The organism is Streptomyces sp. NPDC048436 (assembly GCF_043200355.1).
GTDB lineage: Bacteria > Actinomycetota > Actinomycetes > Streptomycetales > Streptomycetaceae > Streptomyces.
Window position 1 is genome coordinate 184,791 of record NZ_JBICXP010000009.1, and the last position, 21,597, is coordinate 206,387.

Consider the following 21,597-nt stretch of genomic DNA (forward strand, 5'->3'; position numbering starts at 1 on the left):
CGACCGCGGTTCTCCGCCGCGCGTCAGGCTCAGGCGGACGCGCGTCAGGCTCAGGCGGACGCGCAGGCTCAGGCGGACTTCGGCGCCGCCCGCATTCCCACGTAGCAGCACTCGGTGCCGTCGGAGAGCGTGGAGAACACCACCGGCATGTAGTCCTCGCTGAACGAGGGGCCCGCTCCTGACGCCGCGAACACCGTCTCCGACACCGGTGTCAGGTCCATCTCGAGCGGCGATGAGAAGTCCTTCATCCCGTCGACGAACTCGTAGACCAGGCGGCCCGAGCCGGAAACCTCCTCACCCGCCGACACCGTGATCACCACGCCCTCCCGCTCGTACGTGCCCACGTACGGGCTCATGTCCACGACCGGCGGCACTCCCGCGGGACCGAACGCCTCCGGCATCCGCACGCCCGCCAGCTCCGCGAGCAGCTCCTTGAACAGCGCCGCGTACAGCTGCCGCGCTCCCCCGCCGTTCGTCAGCAGGACCACCGCCACGCCCGCCTCAGGCACCACGCGCAGGTACCCGTACTGGCCGATCGACGCGCCGTCGTGCCCAAAACCGGGGATGCCGTCCCAGTCGTAGAGCGTCCAGCCGAGGCCCCAGCCGTCCGCGCTGACCGTCCACTTGTCGGGTACGTCCGCCTCGCGCCGCTGCATTTGAGCCACCGCGTCCGCCGACAGCAGGCGGGTGCCGTCCGGGGCGGTGCCGCCCGCCAGGTGCATCCGTGCGAGGCGGGCCACGTCGGCGGCGGTGACCAGGACCCTGCCGTAGGGCCCCGCCGAGCGCGGCATCAGGTCCCAGGCCGGTGCCGGGTCCGGGTCCTGGCCCGGCTCGCCCAGGTGACTCATCGCCACGCGGAAGCTCAGCGCCTCCTCGGGCAGCGTCATCGAGTGCTCCAGGCCGAGCGGGGTGAAGAGGCGGTCCTTCAGCGCCTGGTCCCACGTGCGGCCGGTGACTACCTCTATGACGCGGCCGAGGACGTTGTAGCCGAGGCTGCTGTACGAGACGGCCGTACCCGGCGGGCAGTCGAGGGCCACTCCCTTGCTCGCCTCCACGTAGCGGGCGAGGCAGTCGTCCCCGCGCCCGGCGTCGTACGTGAAATCGCAGGTCAACCCGGCGGTGTGGGAGAGGAGTTGGCGGGTTGTGATGGCCGCGGTGGCCTCCGGGTCCGCCGTCGCGAACTCCGGCACCACGGAGACGACCGGCGCGTCCAGGTCGAGCTCGCCCGAGTCGGCGAGCTGCATCACCAGCGTCGCGGTGTAGACCTTGGCGATCGAACCGGACTGGAACACGGAGTCCGTCGTGACCTCCACGCCGGTGCCCCGGTGCAGCACACCGCTCGCCAGCTCGTGGATCTCGCCGTCCACGAGGACGGCCAGCGTGGCGCCGGGGACGTGGTGCGCGGCACGCAGCTCGTCGAGGCGTGCCTGCCAAGTCGCTGTGCGGGCCGTCCAGTTCGTGCTGCCGGTCATGTTTTCTCCTCGGCCAGTCTTCGGGGATGCGGGATTTTGCCGTACGCCGTGCACTTATCCGCACACTGTACGGTCACCGCACACCGTTCGCAATGAGTCGACTGGAAGCGCATATGACACAGGCCTACGACTTACGACGTTGCGGCGCTCGGCGTACCGGTCAACCCGTCTACGCCGCACCGCAGTTGCGCGCTCCGTACCGCTACCCGATTCGCACCGGTCAGGCTGTTTTCGCGGGCGAACCGCTGCCACGGTGGGGATGAAAGGGCCAGGGGGAGGCCGAGCCGACATGACCGAAGAGCCGCACACACCCTGCATGCCGTACCTGCCGTACACACCGCATCCGTACGAAGGAGCCCAGTACGAGGAAGCCCTGGCCCGTGGCGAGGAGGTGGACCTGCGGCCCGAGAAGGGGGCGCGGGTCGATGCCGCGGGCGGCGAGGAGTGGGGAGAAGGGCGCAAGGTCGAAGCCGCCCTGCTCGCCCGGCTGTTGACGGAGCCCGCCGGGCTGACGGGCACCCACCGGGCCCTGTGGCTCGCGGGGGCGCACATCCTCGGCACGCTCGATCTCTCGGCGGCCCTCCTCACCAGGCCTCTCCACCTGGAGGACTGCTACTTCGGGCACGAAAAGCCCATCCTCCTCAACGACGCCCGCGCCATCAGCGTCCGGCTGCCGGGATGCCATGTCCGCGGTCTCCAGGGCCGTGCGATGCGCGCCCAGGGCGATCTCTGCCTCGGCGACGGATTCACCGCGACCGGCGAAATCGAACTGCAGGGAGCGCAGATCCAGGGGACGGTGGACTGCGACCGCGGCACCTTCAGGAATCCGAGCAAGAAGGCGCTGGACGCCAGCAGGCTCGTGGTCGACGGAAGCCTGTGGTTCGTGGGCGCGGAGCTGACCGGCGGCGTGAAGCTCATCGGCGCGCAGATCGGGGCACAGTTCAACTGCACCGGGGCCACCTTCGACAACGGGGACGCGACCGACGACGAGCTCGTCGCCCTTGAGGCCTACGGACTCGACGTCAAAGGTTCGATGTTCCTGCGCGACCATTTCACCGCCCTCGGTGAAATCCGTATGAGCCGCGCGCGCATCGGCGGTGATCTGGACTGCTCGCAGGGCACCTTCGTAAAGAAGAAGAAGGACGCGCAGGCCAAGGCCTTCGATCTGTACGGGGCCTTCGTCAACGGCACGATGCGGTGCCGGAAGAAGTTCAAGGCCGTCGGCGAGATCCGGATGCGCGGCGCGCGCATTGGCGGTGACCTGGACTTCAGCGACAGCTCGCTCGCCAAAGGGCCGGAGGGCGGAAAGGCTCTCGACGCCGAACGCCTCACCGTCGACGGCACGATGAAATGCTCCGACGGGTTCGTCGCCACCGGAGAGGTCGACCTCACGGGCGCCCGGATCGGCGGTGATCTGGAGTGCTGCGAAGGCACGTTCAGCAACGCGGCACTCGGCGCGAAGGCCCTGGACGCCAAGCGGCTCACGGTCGAAGGCACCGTGAAATTCTCCACCGGGTTCACCGCCAGAGGCGGAGTCGATCTCGCGGGCGCGCGCGTCGGCGGCGACCTGGACTGCCGGCTCAGTACGTTCACCGACGCGGCGGAGAGCGGAAATTCGCTCGACGCCAAACGCCTCACCGTCGAAGGCTCCATGAAGTGCTCGTACGGGTTCAGCGCGACGGGCGAGGTCGATCTCTCCGGCGCCCACATCGGTGAACTCGACTGCAGCCAAGGCCTGTTCACAACGGCCAGGACCGACGGGTGTTCGATCACCCTGATGAACGCGGAGGTCTCCCGGGAGGTCCTGTTCCTGCCCGAGGGCCTGACCGGATTCGTCGATCTGCGGTCGGCGAAGGTCGGGCGGTGGTTCGACTCGTCGACGACCTGGCGCGGCAGCAACACGATCCGGATGAACGGATTCACGTACACCTGCATCGACTCGCAAGAGCGGAAGATGACCGTCCGGGAGCGGCTCGACTGGATCGGCCGCGACACCGAGGGGTTCGTGCCGCAGCCCTACCGGCAGCTGGCGGATGTCTATCAGCGCGAGGGCAGCGAACGGGACGCCCGCAAGGTGCGGATCGCCGCGCAATGGCGCAGGCGCAACAACACGAAGACGAGCATCGACAGAAGACTGCGGGGCGTCCGGATGGTCTGGAAATCCATCCTGCGGGCCACCATCGGATTCGGCTACCAGCCGTGGCTCATTCTCCTGCCGATCGCGGTGCTCTACTCCTTCGGCTCTTACTGGTTCAGCCGCGCCCATGAGCACCACGACATCATCCGCGCCAAATCCGTCGGTGCGGATGTGCACTTCAATGGGGCGATATACACCGCCGACCTCCTGATCCCGGGAGCCAACCTGGGCGAGCGAGCGCGCTTCCTCGCCACGGACGGCACGGCCATCTGGGCCGCCAGTTACACGCTGGCCGGGTGGGCGCTGGCCGCCATGCTGATCGCGGGGCTCACCGGAGTGTTCAAGAAGCTCTGAAACGGGGGTGTTCGAGAAGCTCCGAAACCGGAGCTTTGACACGGGCTCTGATGGGAGCTCTGACGGGATTGATCCCGTCGCCCCGTTCCGCTCGCCCTTCCGTGGTGCCACCATGCGGAGTCCAGGAGTGCGGAGCCAATGGTTGTCGAGGGTGTCCTCGATGGGGGCGGGCGGAGGCGCAGATGGCAGAGGTTTTCTTGCGGCGGCTGAGTCGGTGGCAGGCGGAGCAGCAGCGGGAAGCGGTCGCCGACGTCTACGTCGAGGCGTACCGCGGGGTGGCCGGCGCCGAGTACCGCGACCGGCAGGGATTCCTGCGGCGTTTCGAGAGCATCGTGCAGCGGCCCGACTTCGACATGGTCGTCGCCGACGCGGGGGGCCTGGTCGGCTGCCTCTACGGCTACCGCGCCGCGCGTACGGGCGACTGGTGGGAGGGGTTCCGCGGCATCCTGCCCGCGGAGATCGAGGAACGTACGGCGTCGGGCCGGGTCTTCATCCTGACGGAGCTGATGGTGGTGCCCGCCTACCGGCGCCTCGGCGTCTCGGACCGCCTGCGCACGCTGCTGCTCATGCGGCACGCCACCGATCTGGTCGTCGCGGTCATCAAGCGGGACGACGATCTGGGGCGGGAGGTCCTGCGGTCGTGGGGCTGGACGAAGCTCGGGGAGTTCGACCAGGCAGGAACCGGCTCGGCGGGGTCCGTGCGGCAGGGCGAGTCCGATGCGCCGGTGCCGGACGGGCTCGTGTGGGAAGGGTGGATGCGGCCCGAGACGGCGCTCTGAGGTCAGGCCTCCCTCCTCAGCGCCTCACGTCGCCCGCCTTGCCCGCCTTGCTCGCTCTCAGGGAGTACATGAGGGGGATGCGGGGGCGGTTCACCGGGAACTGGTAGACGCCGTCGCGGAGTTCGAGGGAGCCGAAGCGTTCGAAGAGCGTGGTGTCGTGCTCGTGGAGGAAGTCGACGCGCAGGCCCGCCGACGCCAGCGCCGTGACGACCTCGCCCACCGGGTGCTGCCACTCCACGCTGCGGTTGTGGACCGTGGGAGTGGTGGTGTCCGCGTAGCCGCCCGGGGTCTCCTCGACCCAGGCGTCGCGGGCGAAGTAGTCGTACGCGATCCGGGAGCCCGTCGCGTCGTCCAGGATGTCCGCGAGCGGGTGGAACTCCGCGAGGTAGAGGAAACCGCCGGGCGCGACGAGCGCGGCGGCGGTCTCGGCCCACCGCTGGATGTCGGGGAGCCAGCACAGGGCTCCCACGCCGGTGTAGACGATGTCGTACGAGGAGTCGGGCACCGCCTCCGCCGCGTCGTACACGTCGGCGGCCACGAAGGACGCCTGGTCGGGGGTGAGGCCGAGCTCTGCCGCGAGGTCGCGGGCCGCGTCGACGGCGGGCTCGGAGAAGTCGAGGCCGACCACGCGGGAGGCGCCGTGCCGGGCCCAGGAGAGCGTGTCGAGGCCGATGTGGCACTGGAGGTGGAGCAGCGAGCGCCCGGTGACGTCACCGACCTCGGCGAGCTCGAAGTCCCGCAGCGGGTCCTTGCCCGAGCGGAAGGCGTCGAGGTCGTAGTAGTCGCTGGCCAGATGGAGCGGGACTCGCTCGTCCCAGCGTCTTCGATTGGCCTCGCGCCAGTCGGATGGGGGCGATGAGTACATTCAAGAAAGTTATCCACAGGCTGGGGGCCCTCGCCAGCGGATTGTCGGCGGGGGCGTGCACTATGGGGTCCATGAGCGACTTGGGTGCGGGTGCGGTGGATACGTCGGGTGCGAGTGCGGGCGGGGACGCGGAGATGCCGGACTGGGAGAAGCGGTTCCGCGCGCCTCGCGTGTCACTGCCCGACTGGGCGGAGGAGGCCCCTGACCGGGCCTTGTTCGTGTCGAACGCGACGGGGACGTACGAGCTGTACGCGTGGGACCGCGCGTCCGGCGAGCAGCGCCAGGTGACGGACCGGGCGAACGGCACGACGGACGGGGTGCTCACACCGGACGGCGAGTGGATCTGGTGGTTCAACGACACGGACGGGGACGAGTTCGGCGTGTGGATGCGCCAGCCCTTCGCGGGCGGCGCACCCGACGAGCCCGCGGTGGCGGGGCTCGAAGCCTCGTATCCGGCGGGGCTCGCCCTCGCGCGGGACGGCCGGATGTCCGTCGTGGGCCGCTCCACGGACGACGAAGGCTCGACGATCCATGTCGTACGTTCCCCAGATGCGGCCCCCGTCGAGATCTACCGCCACCGCGAGTCAGCGGGCGTCGGCGACCTCTCCCACGACGGTTCGCTGATCGCCATCGAGCACACGGAGCACGGCGACGCGATGCACTCCGCTCTCCGGGTGGTCAGGCCGGACGGCTCCGTTGTCGCCGAGCTCGACGACACCAAGGGCGGCACGGTCGAGCTCGGCCTTGAGGTCCTCGGCTTCGCGCCGGTCGACGGGGACACGCGGCTGCTCGTCGGGCATCAGCGGCGGGGCCGCTGGGAGCCGATGGTGTGGGACGTGGCGTCGGGCGAGGAGACGGACCTGGCCCTTGAGCTGCCGGGCGATGTGAGCGCCGAGTGGTATCCGGACGGCTCCGCCCTGCTCATCGCGCACAGCTTCGAGGCCCGCAGCGAGCTGTTCCGGTACGGCTTCGCCGCCGGTGAGCTCGTCGAGGTCGAGACGCCCGCGGGGTCGGTGTCGGGGGCGACGGCGCGGCCGGACGGCAGCGTGGAGTATCTGTGGTCGTCGGCGGCCGAGCCGCCGGTGGTCCGGTCGACGACGGGTGGCGTCGTGCTGGACCCCCCGGGTATGAAGGCCCCGGCATCCGTGCCGGTGGAGGACGTGTGGGTGGAGGGGCCCGGCGGCCGGGTGCACGCCCTCGTACAGAAACCGGCAGGCGCGAGCGGCCCGCTCCCCACGGTCTTCGAGATCCACGGCGGCCCGACCTGGCACGACAGTGACGCGTTCGCGGCGGGGCCCGCGGCCTGGGTGGACCACGGGTACGCGGTCGTGCGGGTCAACTACCGCGGCTCCACGGGGTACGGCAGGGAGTGGACGGACGCGCTCAAGCACCGGGTCGGCCTGATCGAGCTGGAGGACATCGCGGCGGTGCGGGAGTGGGCGGTGACGTCGGGGCTCGCGGACCCCGGCCGCATCGTCCTGGCCGGCGGCTCCTGGGGCGGCTATCTGACCCTCCTCGGCGTCGGCACCCAGCCCGACGCGTGGGCGCTGGGCCTGGCCGCGGTGCCGGTCGCGGACTACGTGACGGCGTACCACGACGAGATGGAGGCCCTGAAGTCCATGGACCGCACCCTCCTGGGCGGCACCCCGGAGGAGGTCCCCGAGCGCTTCGAGGCCTCGTCCCCGCTGACGTACGTGGACGCGGTGAAGGCCCCGGTCTACATCTCGGCGGGCGTGAACGACCCGCGCTGCCCGATCCGCCAGGTCGAGAACTACGTGGACCGGCTCAAGGCGCGGGGCGCGGTGCACGAGGTGTACCGGTACGACGCGGGGCACGGCTCGCTCGTGGTGGACGAGCGGATCAAGCAGGTGCGGTTGGAACTCGACTTCGCGGAGCGGCACCTTCCGTAACCCCCGGCACCTTCCGTAGCCCCGGCACCTTCCGTAACCCCGGGCCCGCCCCTCACAAGGCCTCCACGTACCGTGGGGGGTGTGTACCGGTTCCTGCTGACGCCCCGCTGGTGGGGGATCAACGTCTTCGTACTGCTGGCCATCCCCGTCTGCGTCTTCATGGGGTCATGGCAGCTGGGGCGGTTCGAGGACCGCGTCCAGGCGCATGACACCGCGCAGGAGCAGGCTGACCGGCAGGCGGCGCCGTCCCACACGGACGCGAAGGCCCGGCCCCTCGACTCGCTCCTCCCCGTGAGCGCGGAGACGTCCGGTGAACGGGTGTCGGCGACCGGGCGGTACGGAAAGCAACTCCTCGTGCCGGACCGGGAGTTGGACAAGCGGACGGGCTACTACGTCCTGACGCTCCTGCGCACCGACAGCGGCAAGGAGCTGCCCGTCGTACGCGGCTGGCTCCCCGGCACCCCCGGCGACGCGAGCGCGGCGAAGGCTCCCGCGGCGCCTTCCGGCGAGGTCACCGTGACAGGGGCGCTCCAGGCCTCCGAGAGCCCCGGATCCAACGGGGTCAGCGCCACGGGCGGACTGCCCGACGGGCAGCTGGGCGCGATCAGCGCGGCCTCGCTGGTGAATCTGGTGCGCGGCGATGTGTACGACGCGTGGGTCACCCTGGAGAAGGGCGACTCCGGGATGAAGGCGGTGCCCGCGGTGGCGCCGGAAAATTCCGGGCTCGACCTCAAGGCCTTCCAGAACCTCGGTTACACCGGGGAGTGGTTCGTCTTCGCCGGGTTCGTGGTCTTCATGTGGTTCCGGTTGTTCCGGCGGGAGCGGGAGTTCGCGCGGGACGCTGCGCTGGGGCTTTTGCCGGAGGGGGCAGAGCCTGGCGGCTCCGCGGCGGCCGAGGTTCGCGGGGCCTGAGGGTTTTCCTGTACCCCGCTCGTGCGCACCGTAAGATCACCGGCTTCGCCGAGTTCGTCCTCAAACGCCGGACGGGCTGAATCCCCCCGGCGCCCCCTAGGACGCCGAGAGCATTCCCGTCCGGTACACCGTCCCCGCACACGCGTTGGTGATGCTCGTACCCGCCGCGGGTGAACCGGCCGAAGCCGTCAGGGACACCGTCACGCCGCCTTCGAGGACGCCGCCGTCCTCCCGGACCATCTGCGGCTCCGTGCCGTCCGGGGAGCCGCCGCTCGCGCCGCCGTTCTCCGTCGGGCTCGGGTCGGGCGTCGGGTCGCCGCCGCCACCGTCCGTCGGGCAGGACTCCGAAGGCACCCAGGCGAACTTCACCTCGTACGCGGCACCGGGCTGGAGGACCAGCGAGCTCAGCGCCTGCGCCGGGTCCGGCAGACCGCTCGCCGCGTCGCCCGCCACATGCTCGGCGACGCCGATCTTCGCGGGATCGGCGGCACCCGTCGCCACCGTGCTGACGCTGCCCGGGGCGCTGACCGTGCAGCTGCTCCCGGAGATGTTGGCGATGCGGAAGGTGCCGTACACCTTGCCGTCGGCCTCCGCCGCCCCCGAGCTACCGGTGGCGTTGCCGAGCTGAGCCGCCGTACAGGCGGACGCGTCGGCGGATTCTGTGCCCGACGGGTCAGGGCCACCCGTCGCGCCGCCGCTGGCCTCGCCCTTCCCCTTGTCGCCCTTCTTGTCCTTCTTGTCTTTCTTGTCCTTGGACTTGGAGGGGCCCGAACCGCTGCCCTTGCCCTTCTCGCCGCCGTCAGGACCCTTGCCCTCGCTCGAACCGCCCTGCGTCTGCTCGCTGTTGCCCGCGATGGAGGGGCGGTCGTCCGAGCCGCCTCCGGAGTTCGTGACGTGGACGAGAGCGGGGATGGCGGTGCCGATGAAGAGCGCGGCGGCGGCCATCCCGACCACGGCCTGGCGCTTACGGGCCCGGCGCGCCGGTACCGCGTGCCGCAGCCGCTCCAGTGCGCGGTCGCCGGGCTCGATCTCCTGGACGGCCGTGCGCATCAGCCTGCGCAGCGCCAGTTCGTCTTCGACGCCGATCGCGTCACCGAGCCCGTCGCCGAGCCCGGCACCGAGCCCAGCGCCTGCCTTGACGCCGCCGACATCGGCACCGGCTCCGGCACCGGCACCGGCCGTTTCGCCCTCGGACCCGGATCCGCCTTCGAACGCGGTGGGCTTCTCGCCCTGGCCGTGGTTCACAGTTCCGTCTCCAGCATGCTGCTCAAACTCGGCGTTCTCATCATGCTCGCGCCCGTACTCCTGCTTGCTCATGCCGGTGCCTCCATGGCGACCCGCAGAGCCGCGATCCCGCGCGATCCGTACGCCTTCACCGACCCGAGCGATATGCCAAGGGTGTGGGCGACCTGCGCCTCGGTCATGTCCGCGAAGTACCGCAGGACCAGGACCTCGCGCTGGCGGCGCTGAAGGCCGCGCATCGCCTTGATCAGCTCGTCCCGCTCAAGGAGGTCGTACGCCCCCTCCTCCGCGCTCGCCATGTCGGGCATCGGCTTCGAGAGCAGCTTCAGCCCGAGGATCCGGCGCCGCAGCGCGGACCGCGAGAGGTTGACGACCGTCTGGCGCAGATAGGCGAGCGTCTTCTCCGGGTCCCGCACGCGCTTGCGCGCCGAGTGCACTCGGATGAACGCCTCCTGCACGACGTCCTCGCAGGACGCCGTGTCATCCAGGAGCAGCGCCGCCAGGCCGAGGAGCGACCTGTAGTGGGCGCGGTAGGTCTCGGTCAGATGGTCGACTGTGGTGCCCGCGCTCATCGCCTCGTCAGCGCCCTCGCGCTGCGTCGGGATGCGGGCGGACCGCGTGGTGGGCATGGGCGCGATCACCGGCATGCCGGCGGGCGCGCGGGGACGGCGAGGCGGGCGCAGGGTCGCGCCCCTCGCCTGAACCGCTGTGAAATCGAGTACCTCTGCCACGCCTGTTGGACCCGCGTCCCCCCTTGAGGGTTGTACGCATCGCGCGGCGCGTTTGCGGCAGACATCGTCGCCGTTGGTGACGATGCATCAAATGCCCCCATGCGTACCAGCTCTTCCCCTATGCCCAATATTCGCAGCGCTCAGGTCACACCCCCTGGAGGGCGATCGCAAAGACGCGCCCCGCCCTGCTGCTGGTTGCAGAGGACGGGGACGAATGTCTTCGAACGCTTAATGCGAATCTTCGAACGCGGCAATGGTCCAGATCAAGCGATCCCGGCCACCAAGTTGGACACAGAACTTACACAGATCCCACCAAGGCTTCCGCGCCGGGACCCATCAGGCCTGGCGTCCGGTGAACTCCCCCGCCACCAGCTCGGCGATCTGGACCGTGTTCAGCGCGGCCCCCTTGCGCAGATTGTCCCCGCAGACGAAGAGTTCCAGGGCCGTCGGGTCGTCGAGCGCGCGCCGCACCCGGCCCACCCACGTGGGATCGGTCCCCACCACGTCGGCGGGGGTCGGGAACTCACCGGCGGCCGGGTTGTCGAACAGTACGACGCCCGGCGCGGTGGCCAGGATCTCGCGCGCGCGGTCCACCGTGACCTCGTCCTCGAAGCGCGCGTGGACGGTCACCGAGTGCGTCGTGACGACCGGCACCCGGACACACGTGACGGCGACCTTCAGAGCGGGCAGCCCGAGGATCTTGCGGGACTCGTCCCGCACCTTCATCTCCTCGGACGACCAGCCGTCCTCCCGCAGCGTCCCTGACCACGGCACCACGTTCAGCGCCACGGGCTCCGGGAAGGGCCCGGTGTCGTCCCCGACAGCACGTCGTACGTCACCGGGGCTCGTGCCGAGCTCCGAGCCCGCCACCAGCTTCAGCTGGCGGCGCAAGGTGTCCACGCCATCGCGTCCGGCCCCGCTCACGGCCTGGTACGAGGAGGCGACAAGCTCGCGCAGGCCGAACTCGGCGTGCAGCGCGCCGACGGCGACGATCATCGAGAGGGTCGTGCAGTTGGGGTTGGCGACGATCCCGCGCGGGCGTACGCGCGCGGCGTGCGGATTGACCTCCGGGACGACCAGCGGCACGTCCGGGTCCATCCGGAAGGCGGCGGAGTTGTCGACCACCACGACGCCCTTGGACGCGGCGATGGGCGCCCACTGGGCGCTGACCTCGTCGGGCACGTCGAACATCGCCACGTCGACCCCGTCGAAGACGTCCTCGCTCAGCGCGAGGACCTCGACCTCCTCACCGCGCACGGCCAGCTTCTTGCCGGCCGAGCGCGGTGAGGCCACGAGTCGGATCTCGCCCCAGATGTCGGCGTGCTGCGACAGGATCTGGAGCATGACCCTGCCGACGACCCCGGTCGCTCCGACGACCGCGAGCGTCGGCTTACGGCTCATCGGCCGGTGCCCCCATAGACCACGGCCTCGTCGGAATCGGAGTCGAGCCCGAAGGCGGTGTGCACGGCGCGCACCGACTCGTTCGCGTCGTCGGCGCGGGTGACGACCGAGATGCGGATCTCGGAGGTCGAGATCAGCTCGATGTTCACGCCCGCGTCGCTGAGCGCCTCGAAGAAGGCGGCGGTGACGCCCGGGTTCGTCTTCATGCCCGCGCCGACCAGGGAGATCTTCGCGATCTGGTCGTCGTAACGGAGCGAGTCGAACCCGATGCTCGCGCGGGTCCTCTCCAGGGCGTCGACGGCCTTGCGGCCCTCCGCCTTGGGCAGCGTGAACGAGATGTCCGTGAGGCCCGTCGAGGCGGCCGACACGTTCTGGACGATCATGTCGATGTTGACCCCGGAGTCCGCGATGGCGCGGAAGATCCCTGCGGCCTCACCCGGCTTGTCCGGCACGCCGACGACCGTGATCTTGGCCTCCGAGGTGTCGTGCGCGACACCGGAGATGATGGCCTGCTCCACCTTGCGGTCCCCTTGCGGTTCGTTGCTGACCCACGTGCCCTGAAGGCCGGAGAACGAGCTCCGTACGTGAATCGGGATGTTGTAACGACGTGCGTACTCCACACAGCGGTGGAGCAGCACCTTGGACCCGGAGCTCGCGAGCTCCAGCATGTCCTCGAACGAGATCCAGTCGATCTTCCGGGCCTTCTTCACCACACGGGGGTCGGCGGTGAAAACGCCGTCCACGTCCGTGTAGATCTCGCAGACCTCGGCGTCGAGCGCGGCCGCGAGGGCGACAGCGGTCGTGTCGGATCCACCACGGCCGAGCGTGGTGATGTTCTTGCCCTCCTGGCTGACGCCCTGGAACCCGGCGACGATGGCGATGTTGCCCTCGTCGATCGAGTCCCGGATGCGGCCGGGGGTGACATCGATGATCCGCGCTTTGTTGTGGACGGAGTCGGTGATGACACCGGCCTGGCTGCCCGTGAACGACTGGGCCGCGTGACCCAGGTTTTTGATCGCCATGGCGAGAAGGGCCATGGAGATCCGCTCCCCGGCGGTCAGCAGCATGTCGAATTCACGCCCGGCAGGGATCGGGGATACCTGCCCGGCAAGATCGATCAACTCATCCGTCGTGTCACCCATGGCGGACACCACGACAACGACCTGATGGCCGTTCTTCTTGGCGTCGACAATCCTCTTGGCGACCCGCTTGATGCCCTCGGCATCGGCTACGGAGGAGCCTCCGTACTTCTGCACGACAAGGCTCACGTGCGCTCCTCGCTCAATCCGTTGTGCGGTCGGCTCAGTCTAACGAGCGGCCGAAATTCGCCTCGCAGATATCACATGGTGAGATGTCCCGCCCACTAAGTGATCACCCGTCGGCATACGCTCCCGCGGCTCGGGAGGTACGTTCCGACCGCTCGGCTTGGCACATGCCCGCTGGGAGTGGGGACACTCCGGAAAGTGGGGCGGGTCACAGCCTTGCGCCTCCCGGCGGGGGTACCCGGGAGCCGAAGACTGCCCCCGGGGGCCCTAGGGGTGCCTCAGTCCACGTACCCCTTGAGCTTCGACGTATCCCGCCGCGGGGCGCGGCCTCGCGAGGGCCATGCGGGGGTCGGCGGCGCGGAGTCCCGCGAGGGCGCGGTACGCGGGGCTGTCCTGGGGCGGGGCGGGGGCCGGCCCGGGCTCGGGAGCGGCGGGCTCCGGTTCCGGCTCGGTCACGTGGACAAGTCCCGCCTGGTACTCGGGAGTTACGTCGATTCCGTGCAGAGCCTCGACGAACACGAGCCACTCCTGCTCGGACCTGGGCTTCCGGGACCAGTACGTCCGGGTCACCCAGCGCATCGAGTTGTCCTCGGCGGTCAGGTGTTCCTTGATCCAGCGGAGGTGACCGGCGTAGGTCGACGAAGGCGGCGAGTTCCGCGTCACGTGGACGCAGGTGTGCGAAATCGGCTTCGTTGTGCGGGGGTTCGTCACCCGCGAGGCGCTTCCCGTAACCCGATTTGGCCATGGGGTGGGACGGGGACGGCAGGGCAGGATTAGGGTTGGCGTAAGCCACGGTCGAGCTTCTTTCGATCCGTAGGACTAGGCCTCGGAGCCGGTGTTGGCGCACCGTCCGGGGCCGTTCTATTGCCGCGAACCTGGAGTGACTTTACGTTCCGGCGCAAGCTGACTACGGAACGTCACCCTTGAGAGTGGCGGGACTTCAACTCCCTTACTTGGCTGGCTGGTTGGGTAGTTCTTACCGACCAACCCAAAGCCCCTGGGAGGGCGTGTATTCGGCTAGGCGAGGGGTTCTGGGGCCTTGGTCAGCGGGCCCTCCGTGTTGCCTGTGTTCAGGGTGCCCGTCGGTTCCATGACCAGGCACATCTGAACCGGCACTTCACACGCCACGTGGGCACTACGCCCGCGCGGTTCGCCGATGGGCGGGGACGGCGGCGGCCGACTCGGGTTACTTGACCGTTCGCAGGCCCAAGGGGCCCGCGATCTCCTCGGCCATGACCTTTCCCGCCGCCTCCGCGAGGGTCTCCTCCGCCAGGTCCTCGTCCGTGTCCAGGCCGTCCAGGTCCTCAAGGGGCTGGTTCAGGCGGACGTGGGCGACCAGGGACTGGAGGGCGCGCAGGGCTGCCGAGGCCGTGGAGCCCCAGTTCGAGAAGTACGAGAACTGCCACCACCACAGGGCCTCGGTCGTGCGGCCCGCGCGGTAGTGGGCCAGGCCGTGGGAGAGGTCCGCGACCACGTCCGCCAGGTCGTCCGAGATGCGGGCGGGCACCGGGGCCTTGCGCGGCTCGTACGGGTCGAAGACCTCCGAGTAGACGTCGACCGGCTCCAGGAGCAGCGCCAGGCGCTCGCGGATGTCGTCCACCTCCGGCTCCGGGCCCAGGTCCGGTTCGTAGCGCTCCTCGGGGAGGATGTCCTCGTGCGCGCCCAGGCGGCCGCCGGCCAGCAGGAGCTGGGAGACCTCAAGGAGGAGGAAGGGCACGGCCGAGTCCGGCTCGTCGCCCTGCGCGACCGCCGTCACCGCCACGATGAAGCTCTCGATCTGGTCCGAGATCTGCACCGCGAAAGAGTCCGGTTCAGGGGCGGAAGCGTGCAGGAGGACGGTGGGCTCAAGGGCCACGGTCTCTTCCGGCTTCGTGGTTGTCGGCTTCGTGGACTTCTCAGGCTGGTTCTTAGACATCTAGGAGTCGTCTCCCCTCGAAGGCGCGGCCCAGAGTGACCTCGTCCGCGTATTCCAGATCTCCCCCGACAGGGAGCCCGCTGGCCAGGCGGGTGACCTTCAGGCCCATGGGCTTGATCATGCGTGCGAGGTACGTCGCCGTGGCCTCGCCCTCCAGGTTCGGGTCCGTGGCCAGGATCAGCTCCGTGACCGTGCCGTCCGCGAGGCGTGCGAGGAGTTCTCGTATGCGCAGATCGTCCGGACCGACCCCTTCGATCGGGCTGATCGCGCCGCCCAGGACGTGGTACTTGCCCCGGAACTCGCGCGTCCGCTCGATCGCCACGACGTCCTTCGGCTCCTCGACCACGCAGATGACGCTCAGGTCGCGGCGCGGGTCGCGGCAGATGTTGCAGAGTTCCTCCTGCGCGACGTTGCCGCAGGTCGCGCAGAAGCGGACCTTGTCCTTGACCTCAAGGAGGGCGTGCGCGAGGCGGCGTACGTCCGTCGGCTCCGTCTGCAGGATGTGGAAGGCGATCCGCTGCGCGCTCTTGGGACCGACGCCGGGCAGCCTGCCCAACTCGTCGATGAGGTCCTGGACCACGCCTTCGTACACGGGACGCCTTTCCTGCTGTTTCAGTTACGAACGTACGGTAGTTGGCCGGTGCCCTTCTTTAGAAGGGAAGCCCCGGGATGCCTCCGCCGCCCAGGCCCTGTGCCAGCGGGCCCAGCTTCTCCTGCTGGAGCGCCTGCGCGTTCTCGTTCGCCGCCTGGACCGCCGCGACGATCAGGTCCGCGAGGGTCTCGGTGTCCTCCGGGTCGACCGCCTTGGGGTCGATCGCGAGGCCGCGCAGCTCGCCCGAGCCGTTGACCGTCGCCTTGACGAGGCCGCCGCCGGCCTGCCCCTCGACCTCCGTGCGCGCGAGTTCCTCCTGCGCCGTGGCGAGGTCCTGCTGCATCTTCTGGGCCTGCTGGAGCAGCTGCTGCATATCGGGCTGGCCACCACCGGGGATCACGACGATCAGCTCCTGTCTCGGAGGGTCTACGACAGTTTCGCGGTGGGTTTTCCACCTGGAATGAGCCTACGTGGTCGGCGGTGCCCGCGCCCCAGCACTCTTTCGAGTGAGTTCGGTCGTCCTCCTATACCTGATCAAGCAGCTCTTCCGGGCGGAAATACCGTGAAAACGGGCTCACGGCCACCCATTGGGCGGTAGGACTGGGGGCTGCGCATGAGCACCTGCCGTGTCAGCGGGCGTCAGTGGGTGTCAGCGGGTCAACTCAGTCGCTTCGGCACCATCAGCACTGACTGTCACAGTGGGCGCACCGTAGGGAACCGTCTCGTAGAGGTAGAGGGAGTGCCGGGTGAGCCAGCCGGATATGCAGCCCGAGGGGGTGCCTCATGAAGGGGCGGAGTCGGGCGCGGGCGCGGGGGCGCATCGGGGCGTGCCCGGTGGCGCACCCGGTGGCGTGGACGGTTCTCCGGTCGGGGATCTGACGGGGCGGACCTTTCCGCTCGGCGACTGGGGCGAGCCCGCGGTGCGGCTCCATGAGCTGTACCGGTGGGTGGAGCGGGGCGCGCTCAACACCGCGGAGTGGTACCTGTCCGACCGCGCGTGGAAGCGGCGCGGGGCGCGGCTCTCGCGGGTCGGGGCGGCCGTGGGAGGCGTCGGTGCCGGGGTGCTTCCGCTGCTCGATCTCGCGGGGGCGGTGGGGGGTGTGGCTTCGTGGGGGTTCGTCTCACTGCTCGCGGGGGTCGCGTGCGTGGGGTGCGACCGGTTCTTCGGGCTGACTTCCGGGTGGATGCGGGACGTGGCCACCGCGCAGGCCGTGCAGCGGCGGCTTCAGGTGCTGCAGTTCGACTGGGCCTCGGAGAGTGTGCGGGAGGTCCTTGGACCTACCGAGGGGACGGCCGGTGAGGCTGCCGAGCGGTGTCTGGGGGTGCTTCGGCGGTTCTCCGAGGATGTGACGGAGCTGGTGCGGGCCGAGACCGCGGACTGGATGGTGGAGTTTCGGTCGGGTCCTGCGCCGTTGGCCATGCAGGCGATGGTTCCGGCCTCCCGGGGGGAGGCAGGGTCTGTCCCCGTCCGGGCCCCGTTGCCGCCGGGGGCTCGGCCCAATATGCCTCGGCAGCGGCCACCTGAGCCTCGGTGAGCTCGGCGAGTTTCGGGGCCGGACGGCTGAAAACGGCAGGGCAGGGCACCGCCTCAGCTGTAGATGATCATGGAGCCCTGCGCCAGGCTCCGTGTTGTGGCCGCGTGCAGGCCCAGCCATACGTGGCGTTCCCTCGCGAAGGGGCTGTCGTCGGGGGGCGGCGGGGCCGCCGGTTCCTCCAGGGATGTGGGGGCGCCGGGGGGTGTCGGCGGGCGTGGCGGGTTCGTCGGGTCTATGCCGATCGACGGGGCCACGAACTCCAGCTCCCTCAGCAGCGCCTGCGAGGAACCCAACGGGCCGCCGCCCGCGAGGAGTTCCTCGTTGGAGAGGGGTGCGGGGAAGTCCACGGGAACGTACGCGCCCGCGTGGTCGTAGTGCCAGACCAGGTGCGACTGCTGGGCCGTCGTGTCGAACATCTCCAGCAACTGTTCGTAGTCCCCGCCCAGTTCATCCACCGGCGTGACCTCAAGACCGCAGACCTGGAGCAGATACGCCCGGCGCAGGAAATGCAGCGCGTCGTAGTCGAAGCCCGCGACCGGGGCCACATCCCCGGACAGGCCCGGCATGTACGCGAAGATCGGGACAGACGGGTGCCCGGCCTCGTGCAGCGCCTTGTCGTACGCCGCGATCTCCTCCGCGAAGGGATTGTCGGGGCTGTGGCACAGGATGTCGACGAGCGGGACCAGCCACAGGTCACAGGCCAAGGGTGCTCCTCAGGTCGGGCTCATACACAGGCTCATGTCGGACGTCGGACGTTCCTTGCGTTCAGGCAGCGTAGTCGGGGCCACAGCCCGCTAGCTGCCCTTGTGCAGATCCCAGATCCACACCCCGTCTACCCACTTTCCGGGGCGGTCAAGGAGTTCCTCCACCGTCACCCGCAGTTCGGCGTCGTGCTCCTGCGGTACGAGGACCAGGACACCCGCGTTCCAGTACGCCAGGTCCTCGCGCGCGGCCCTGCGCCACGCGTCCGTGATCTGCGGGGCGCGGCCCGAGGCGCGGACGTCCCGCAGGAGGTTCGACGTGTTGCGGGGCGCCGCGCCGTAGATGCCCACGCGGTCCGGGCCCCAGGGGCCGTTGAAGTAGCCGCCGGACAGGCGGAAGCCGAGGCCCGCGGTGGTCTGCCAGTGCAGGGGCTCGGCGTTCGCGGGGTCCGGGAGCGGTACCGGCACGAGGGCCTCACCCTCCCCCACGTACGACTTCCAGGTCCCGTCTGCGATGAACGCCGGAACCTCTGCCCGCTCCACCGCCCGCAGCGGCGCCGGCACGATCGGAAGCAGCGCGAGGGCCACCGCGGCCACCCCCGCGTACCGCGCCGCCGTCATCCTGCGCGCGGAGGTGAGGAGGCCCGCCAGCGCGAGCGCCACCAGCATGCCCAGCGCCGGGGCGCACACCATCGCCACCCGCGACTCGATGACCGACTCGAAGAGGGGGAGGTGGGACAGGGGCTTCCACGGGCCGGGGAGCACGATGTCCGTCAGCGGGATGCGGAACCTCGGGCCGAGTGAGAGGAACGCCGCCGCGACGACCGTGAACGTCAGCGCCTTCACCGCTGCCCGCTCCCAGAGTCGTACGGCGATCGCGAAGGCGAGCGCGGCCAGCGGCCAGCCGTAGAAGGCGTTCTGCTCGGTGGGGTTCAGGGCGAGCGCGCCCGCGGTCTTCTCGTTGCCCGCGAGCGAGCGTTCCGCGAAGGAGACGAGCGCGAGCGGGCTGTTGCCCGCGTTGTCGCCGTGCAGCACGCTCGTGTAGCTCTGCGGGCCGAAGAACTGCCAGTAGAGCGGGAAGGCGACCAGCGGGAGCGTGACCGCGACCGCCACCCCCAGTCCGCGCGCCAGCGGACGCAGGGCCGCCCGCGCCACATCCCCGCGCACCGTCCCGTACGCCGCCGAGAACAGCACCATGCCGAGCGCCGCGAGCAGCAGCGGTTCCTCGCCGAGGAAGATCTGGTACGCCGTGAAGAGACCGAGGACGACTCCGTCGCGTACGACCCTCGTGCCCTCGCAGAGCCGCAGCGCCCTGTCGATGATCAGCGGGATCATGAACAGGACCATGAAGTTCGGGTGCGCGTGGGCATGGCTGATCATCGGTGGCGCGAAGGCCGCGAGTGCCGCGCCGACGGCTGCCGCGCCCCGGTGCCGTACGACACGTCTGCGGATCAGCCAGTACCAGGCGACGGCCGTCGCGGCCAGGCCCAGAGTCATCGCCGCGTTCAGGGCGGCCGCCGGGCCGAAGAGCCAGGTCACGGGGGCGAAGGGGACGGAGAGGCCGAGCATGACCGTGTTGGCCATGAGGTTCACGCCGTCGGGATGGTTCTGCAGGGTCGTGAAGAGGGGGTTCTGGAGGTGGCGGACGTTGTCCGCCGTCACCGCGAAGAACCACTCCCACTGGTTCTGGTCCTGGAGCGAGTCGGGGAGGTAGCGCTCGCCGGGCGCCACCCAGCGGCCCGAGTAGAGGGCGACGGCCATGACCAGGAAGAGCGCCGCCACGAGTAGGTCAGCCGGGCGCAGGTCCGCCGGGCGCAGGTCCGCCGGGCGCAGGGAGCGGGCCTTGAGCGAGGTCAGTTCGGCGAGGACCTTCACGTAGTCGAACGGGCGGACCTTCGAGCCCTCCTGGTGCGCCCAGCGCACCGGCACCTCGGCGACCGGCCAGCCCGCGCGGCGGAAGTACTGCAGTATCTCGACGTCGATCCCCCAGCCGCGCAGCCGGGACGCGGCGAAGGCCTCTCGTGCGCGGTCGCCGTCGAAGAGCTTGAATCCGCACTGGGTGTCGCGGATTCCGGGGACGGCGACCGTACGTATCAGGAAGTTGCCGGTACGTCCCATGAGTTCGCGCAGGCGGTGCTGACGCTCCTCTATGGTCGCGTCCGCTCCCGCCCGGGAGCCGATCGCCGCCACGTGGCCGTCGGTGAGGGCCTTGTCGAGGCACTCCAGTTCCTCGATGGGCGCGGCCAGGTCGGCGTCGGTGACCAGGACGCGGGCGCCGCGGGAGGCGAGGACGCCGAGGCGCAGGGCGTGGCCCTTGCCGCGGTTGCGGTCGGACTGGACGAGCTGGACGCGGGAGTCGCTGAGCTCCGCCTCGACGGCGATCTCGGGGGTGCGGTCGGTGGAGCCGTCGTCGACGACGATCAGCTCCCAGCGGGCGCGGACGCCTTCCTTGGACCCGTCGTCCAGATAGGCGCGGATCGCTTCGAGCGTGGGGCCCAGGCGCCGCTCCTCGTTGTAGGCGGGGACGACGACGGTCAGATCCACACTCATGCAGCGGCCAGCCGCTCTATGAGGGCGAGGGAGTGGGCGTTGTACTCCGTGACGATCGCGTGCGCGCCCTCGGGGTCCCGGTGCGCGAGGGCGTCGACGAGCTCGGTGTGCCGGGCCCAGAGGGTGCCGCGCAGGTCGCCGTCGCCGCGTTCGACGGCGCGGCGGAGGTAGGTGACGGCGCAGACCCAGGTCTGGACGCGGATGCGGTGCAGGAAGTCCGAGAGGTAGGGGTTGCCGAAGAGCGCGCTGAGCTCGCGCCAGAAGCGGAGGTCGTAGCCGATGAGTACGTTCAGGTCGCCGGCGCAGGCCGCACGGGCGGCCTCCTCGCCACGACGGCGTACGGAGACGAGGCCCGCGACGGCTTCGTCGTGGGCCGCCCTGTTGGCCACGAGGTCGCGGAAGATGCCGTCCGACACGAGGCCGCGGGCTTCCAGCATGCCGCGGTAGTCGTCCAGGGAGTGCTCGTGGACGCGGTAGCCGCGGTGCTGGTCGGCGTCGAGGAGGCCCTGCGCGGCGAGGTTCACCAGGGCCTCGCGGACCGGGGTCGCGGAGACGCCGTACTGCTCGGCGATCTCCTTGACGGTGAATTCCTGCCCCGGCTCAAGGCGACCGCCGAGGATCTCGTCGCGCAGCGCGTCGGCGATCTGCTGGCGCAGAGTGCTGCGGATGACGGCGGGGCCGTCGGTGCCGGGCATCTGGGTTCCCTCGCGGAGTCTGGCGCGGGCGCCTTGGGCTGGCGGGGGCGCCTCGGTGGTCGTCTTCTTGCTTACGAGCACGTCAGACTACGCGGTCGGGGTTCCCGGGGGCGGGGCCCTCTCCGGGCGGGGGCGGGTGAGGGCTACCTACTCGGTGGTGTCAGGCCGGGGCTGAGCTTTCGTCGCCGGCGTGCGGGCCGGTTCCGGCTGTACCGCCGCTTCGCGGCGGATCTATCCCACCCACCCACCCGATTGCCCGGCGGGGACAGGGGGTGGGTGGGGGCGGTCCGATTGCACCGCGGGATCAGCGGGCGGGTGGGGGCGGCCCGATTGCCTGCGGGGTTATGGGTGGGTGGGTGGGAGCAATCCGCCGCGAAGCGGCGGTTCAGGGCGGGGCGACTCGACCGCGTGAGGCGGATCCCCAGTGCCTCCCCGGGCCGACGGCTGGATCAGGCCGAGGTCCAGCCAGAGCAGGGCCAGGCGGGGCGGGGCGGGGCGGGGCCAGCCAGGCCTGGGGCTGAGCCCAGGTAGGCCCGGGCCT

Annotated in this window: 18 protein-coding genes; 5 read left to right on the forward strand and 13 right to left on the reverse strand. The window is 70.2% G+C overall.

What is annotated here, in order from left to right; all coding sequences use genetic code 11:
* Window positions 1–68: 68 nt before the first annotated feature.
* The gene (locus tag ACGFX9_RS28515) at window positions 69–1,472 is read right to left on the reverse strand and encodes a serine hydrolase domain-containing protein (protein ID WP_393478189.1); all 1,404 of its coding nucleotides are present in this window, start codon (window positions 1,470–1,472) and stop codon (window positions 69–71) included.
* A 289-nt stretch (window positions 1,473–1,761) separates the two neighbouring features.
* Here ACGFX9_RS28515 and ACGFX9_RS28520 point away from each other — a divergent pair, with 289 nt between their 5' ends.
* A complete protein-coding gene (locus ACGFX9_RS28520) occupies window positions 1,762–3,963 on the forward strand; it encodes a hypothetical protein (protein WP_393478191.1) in 2,202 nt (733 codons plus the stop codon).
* 182 nt (window positions 3,964–4,145) lie between these two features.
* Window positions 4,146–4,742, forward strand: a complete 597-nt coding sequence (locus tag ACGFX9_RS28525) for a hypothetical protein (protein ID WP_393478195.1) — start codon at window positions 4,146–4,148, stop codon at window positions 4,740–4,742.
* 16 nt (window positions 4,743–4,758) lie between these two features.
* On the opposite strand, the gene ACGFX9_RS28530 is transcribed toward ACGFX9_RS28525, so the two are convergent.
* On the reverse strand, window positions 4,759–5,607 hold the full coding sequence (locus ACGFX9_RS28530; RefSeq protein ID WP_393478200.1) for a class I SAM-dependent methyltransferase: 849 nt from the start codon (window positions 5,605–5,607) through the stop codon (window positions 4,759–4,761).
* A 71-nt stretch (window positions 5,608–5,678) separates the two neighbouring features.
* Between ACGFX9_RS28530 and ACGFX9_RS28535 the strand changes: the two genes are divergently transcribed.
* Together ACGFX9_RS28535 and ACGFX9_RS28540 are read left to right on the forward strand one after the other, a co-directional pair.
* The gene (locus ACGFX9_RS28535; RefSeq protein WP_393478205.1) at window positions 5,679–7,517 is read left to right on the forward strand and encodes a prolyl oligopeptidase family serine peptidase; all 1,839 of its coding nucleotides are present in this window, start codon (window positions 5,679–5,681) and stop codon (window positions 7,515–7,517) included.
* Window positions 7,518–7,598: 81 nt separating this feature from the next.
* Window positions 7,599–8,429 carry an SURF1 family protein gene (locus tag ACGFX9_RS28540; protein WP_393478209.1) on the forward strand — a complete coding sequence of 277 codons (831 nt, stop codon included), beginning with the start codon at window positions 7,599–7,601 and terminating at the stop codon, window positions 8,427–8,429.
* 96 nt (window positions 8,430–8,525) lie between these two features.
* Here the strand turns inward: ACGFX9_RS28540 and ACGFX9_RS28545 are convergent, their stop codons facing one another.
* The 8 genes from ACGFX9_RS28545 to ACGFX9_RS28580 all read right to left on the reverse strand — a co-directional run bounded on the left by ACGFX9_RS28545 (window position 8,526) and on the right by ACGFX9_RS28580 (window position 15,975).
* On the reverse strand, window positions 8,526–9,746 hold the full coding sequence (locus ACGFX9_RS28545; RefSeq protein ID WP_393478214.1) for a hypothetical protein: 1,221 nt from the start codon (window positions 9,744–9,746) through the stop codon (window positions 8,526–8,528).
* Entirely contained in the window at window positions 9,743–10,402 is a 660-nt protein-coding gene (locus ACGFX9_RS28550; protein WP_393478216.1) for a SigE family RNA polymerase sigma factor, read from the reverse strand. The genes ACGFX9_RS28545 and ACGFX9_RS28550 overlap by 4 nt, the downstream gene beginning before the upstream one ends.
* Window positions 10,403–10,738: 336 nt before the next feature.
* The gene (locus ACGFX9_RS28555; RefSeq protein ID WP_393478221.1) at window positions 10,739–11,803 is read right to left on the reverse strand and encodes an aspartate-semialdehyde dehydrogenase; all 1,065 of its coding nucleotides are present in this window, start codon (window positions 11,801–11,803) and stop codon (window positions 10,739–10,741) included.
* A complete protein-coding gene (locus tag ACGFX9_RS28560; protein ID WP_393478225.1) occupies window positions 11,800–13,071 on the reverse strand; it encodes an aspartate kinase in 1,272 nt (423 codons plus the stop codon). The genes ACGFX9_RS28555 and ACGFX9_RS28560 overlap by 4 nt, the downstream gene beginning before the upstream one ends.
* 264 nt (window positions 13,072–13,335) lie before the next feature.
* A complete protein-coding gene (locus ACGFX9_RS28565; RefSeq protein WP_393478230.1) occupies window positions 13,336–13,731 on the reverse strand; it encodes a hypothetical protein in 396 nt (131 codons plus the stop codon).
* 523 nt (window positions 13,732–14,254) lie between these two features.
* Window positions 14,255–14,983 carry a DUF5063 domain-containing protein gene (locus tag ACGFX9_RS28570; RefSeq protein WP_393478232.1) on the reverse strand — a complete coding sequence of 243 codons (729 nt, stop codon included), beginning with the start codon at window positions 14,981–14,983 and terminating at the stop codon, window positions 14,255–14,257.
* Entirely contained in the window at window positions 14,976–15,575 is a 600-nt protein-coding gene (gene recR / locus ACGFX9_RS28575) for a recombination mediator RecR (protein WP_125514107.1), read from the reverse strand. The genes ACGFX9_RS28570 and recR overlap by 8 nt, the downstream gene beginning before the upstream one ends.
* A 58-nt stretch (window positions 15,576–15,633) precedes the next feature.
* The gene (locus tag ACGFX9_RS28580; RefSeq protein ID WP_393478237.1) at window positions 15,634–15,975 is read right to left on the reverse strand and encodes a YbaB/EbfC family nucleoid-associated protein; all 342 of its coding nucleotides are present in this window, start codon (window positions 15,973–15,975) and stop codon (window positions 15,634–15,636) included.
* Between the two features lie 346 nt (window positions 15,976–16,321).
* On the opposite strand from ACGFX9_RS28580, the gene ACGFX9_RS28585 reads away from it, so the two are divergent.
* Complete coding sequence (locus ACGFX9_RS28585) at window positions 16,322–17,110, forward strand: SLATT domain-containing protein (RefSeq protein ID WP_393478246.1); 789 nt, start codon at window positions 16,322–16,324, stop codon at window positions 17,108–17,110.
* Window positions 17,111–17,163: 53 nt separating this feature from the next.
* Here the strand turns inward: ACGFX9_RS28585 and ACGFX9_RS28590 are convergent, their stop codons facing one another.
* The 3 genes from ACGFX9_RS28590 to ACGFX9_RS28600 all read right to left on the reverse strand — a co-directional run bounded on the left by ACGFX9_RS28590 (window position 17,164) and on the right by ACGFX9_RS28600 (window position 21,056).
* Window positions 17,164–17,814, reverse strand: coding sequence for a hypothetical protein (locus ACGFX9_RS28590; RefSeq protein WP_393478250.1), 651 nt, complete (start codon window positions 17,812–17,814; stop codon window positions 17,164–17,166).
* 90 nt (window positions 17,815–17,904) lie between these two features.
* Complete coding sequence (locus ACGFX9_RS28595; protein WP_393478253.1) at window positions 17,905–20,361, reverse strand: glycosyltransferase; 2,457 nt, start codon at window positions 20,359–20,361, stop codon at window positions 17,905–17,907.
* Window positions 20,358–21,056, reverse strand: coding sequence for a GntR family transcriptional regulator (locus tag ACGFX9_RS28600; protein ID WP_393478257.1), 699 nt, complete (start codon window positions 21,054–21,056; stop codon window positions 20,358–20,360). The genes ACGFX9_RS28595 and ACGFX9_RS28600 overlap by 4 nt, the downstream gene beginning before the upstream one ends.
* Between the last annotated feature and the right edge of the window lie 541 nt (window positions 21,057–21,597).

Bases quoted from the DNA above. Each gene is read 5' to 3' on its own strand.
- ACGFX9_RS28515 (WP_393478189.1), bottom strand. From the start codon at position 1,472: ATGACCGGCAGCACGAACTGGACGGCCCGCACAGCGACTTGGCAGGCA.
- ACGFX9_RS28520 (WP_393478191.1), top strand. From the start codon at position 1,762: ATGACCGAAGAGCCGCACACACCCTGCATGCCGTACCTGCCGTACACA.
- ACGFX9_RS28525 (WP_393478195.1), top strand. From the start codon at position 4,146: ATGGCAGAGGTTTTCTTGCGGCGGCTGAGTCGGTGGCAGGCGGAGCAG.
- ACGFX9_RS28530 (WP_393478200.1), bottom strand. From the start codon at position 5,607: ATGTACTCATCGCCCCCATCCGACTGGCGCGAGGCCAATCGAAGACGC.
- ACGFX9_RS28535 (WP_393478205.1), top strand. From the start codon at position 5,679: ATGAGCGACTTGGGTGCGGGTGCGGTGGATACGTCGGGTGCGAGTGCG.
- ACGFX9_RS28545 (WP_393478214.1), bottom strand. From the start codon at position 9,746: ATGAGCAAGCAGGAGTACGGGCGCGAGCATGATGAGAACGCCGAGTTT.
- ACGFX9_RS28555 (WP_393478221.1), bottom strand. From the start codon at position 11,803: ATGAGCCGTAAGCCGACGCTCGCGGTCGTCGGAGCGACCGGGGTCGTC.
- ACGFX9_RS28570 (WP_393478232.1), bottom strand. From the start codon at position 14,983: ATGTCTAAGAACCAGCCTGAGAAGTCCACGAAGCCGACAACCACGAAG.
- ACGFX9_RS28595 (WP_393478253.1), bottom strand. From the start codon at position 20,361: ATGAGTGTGGATCTGACCGTCGTCGTCCCCGCCTACAACGAGGAGCGG.
- ACGFX9_RS28600 (WP_393478257.1), bottom strand. From the start codon at position 21,056: ATGCCCGGCACCGACGGCCCCGCCGTCATCCGCAGCACTCTGCGCCAG.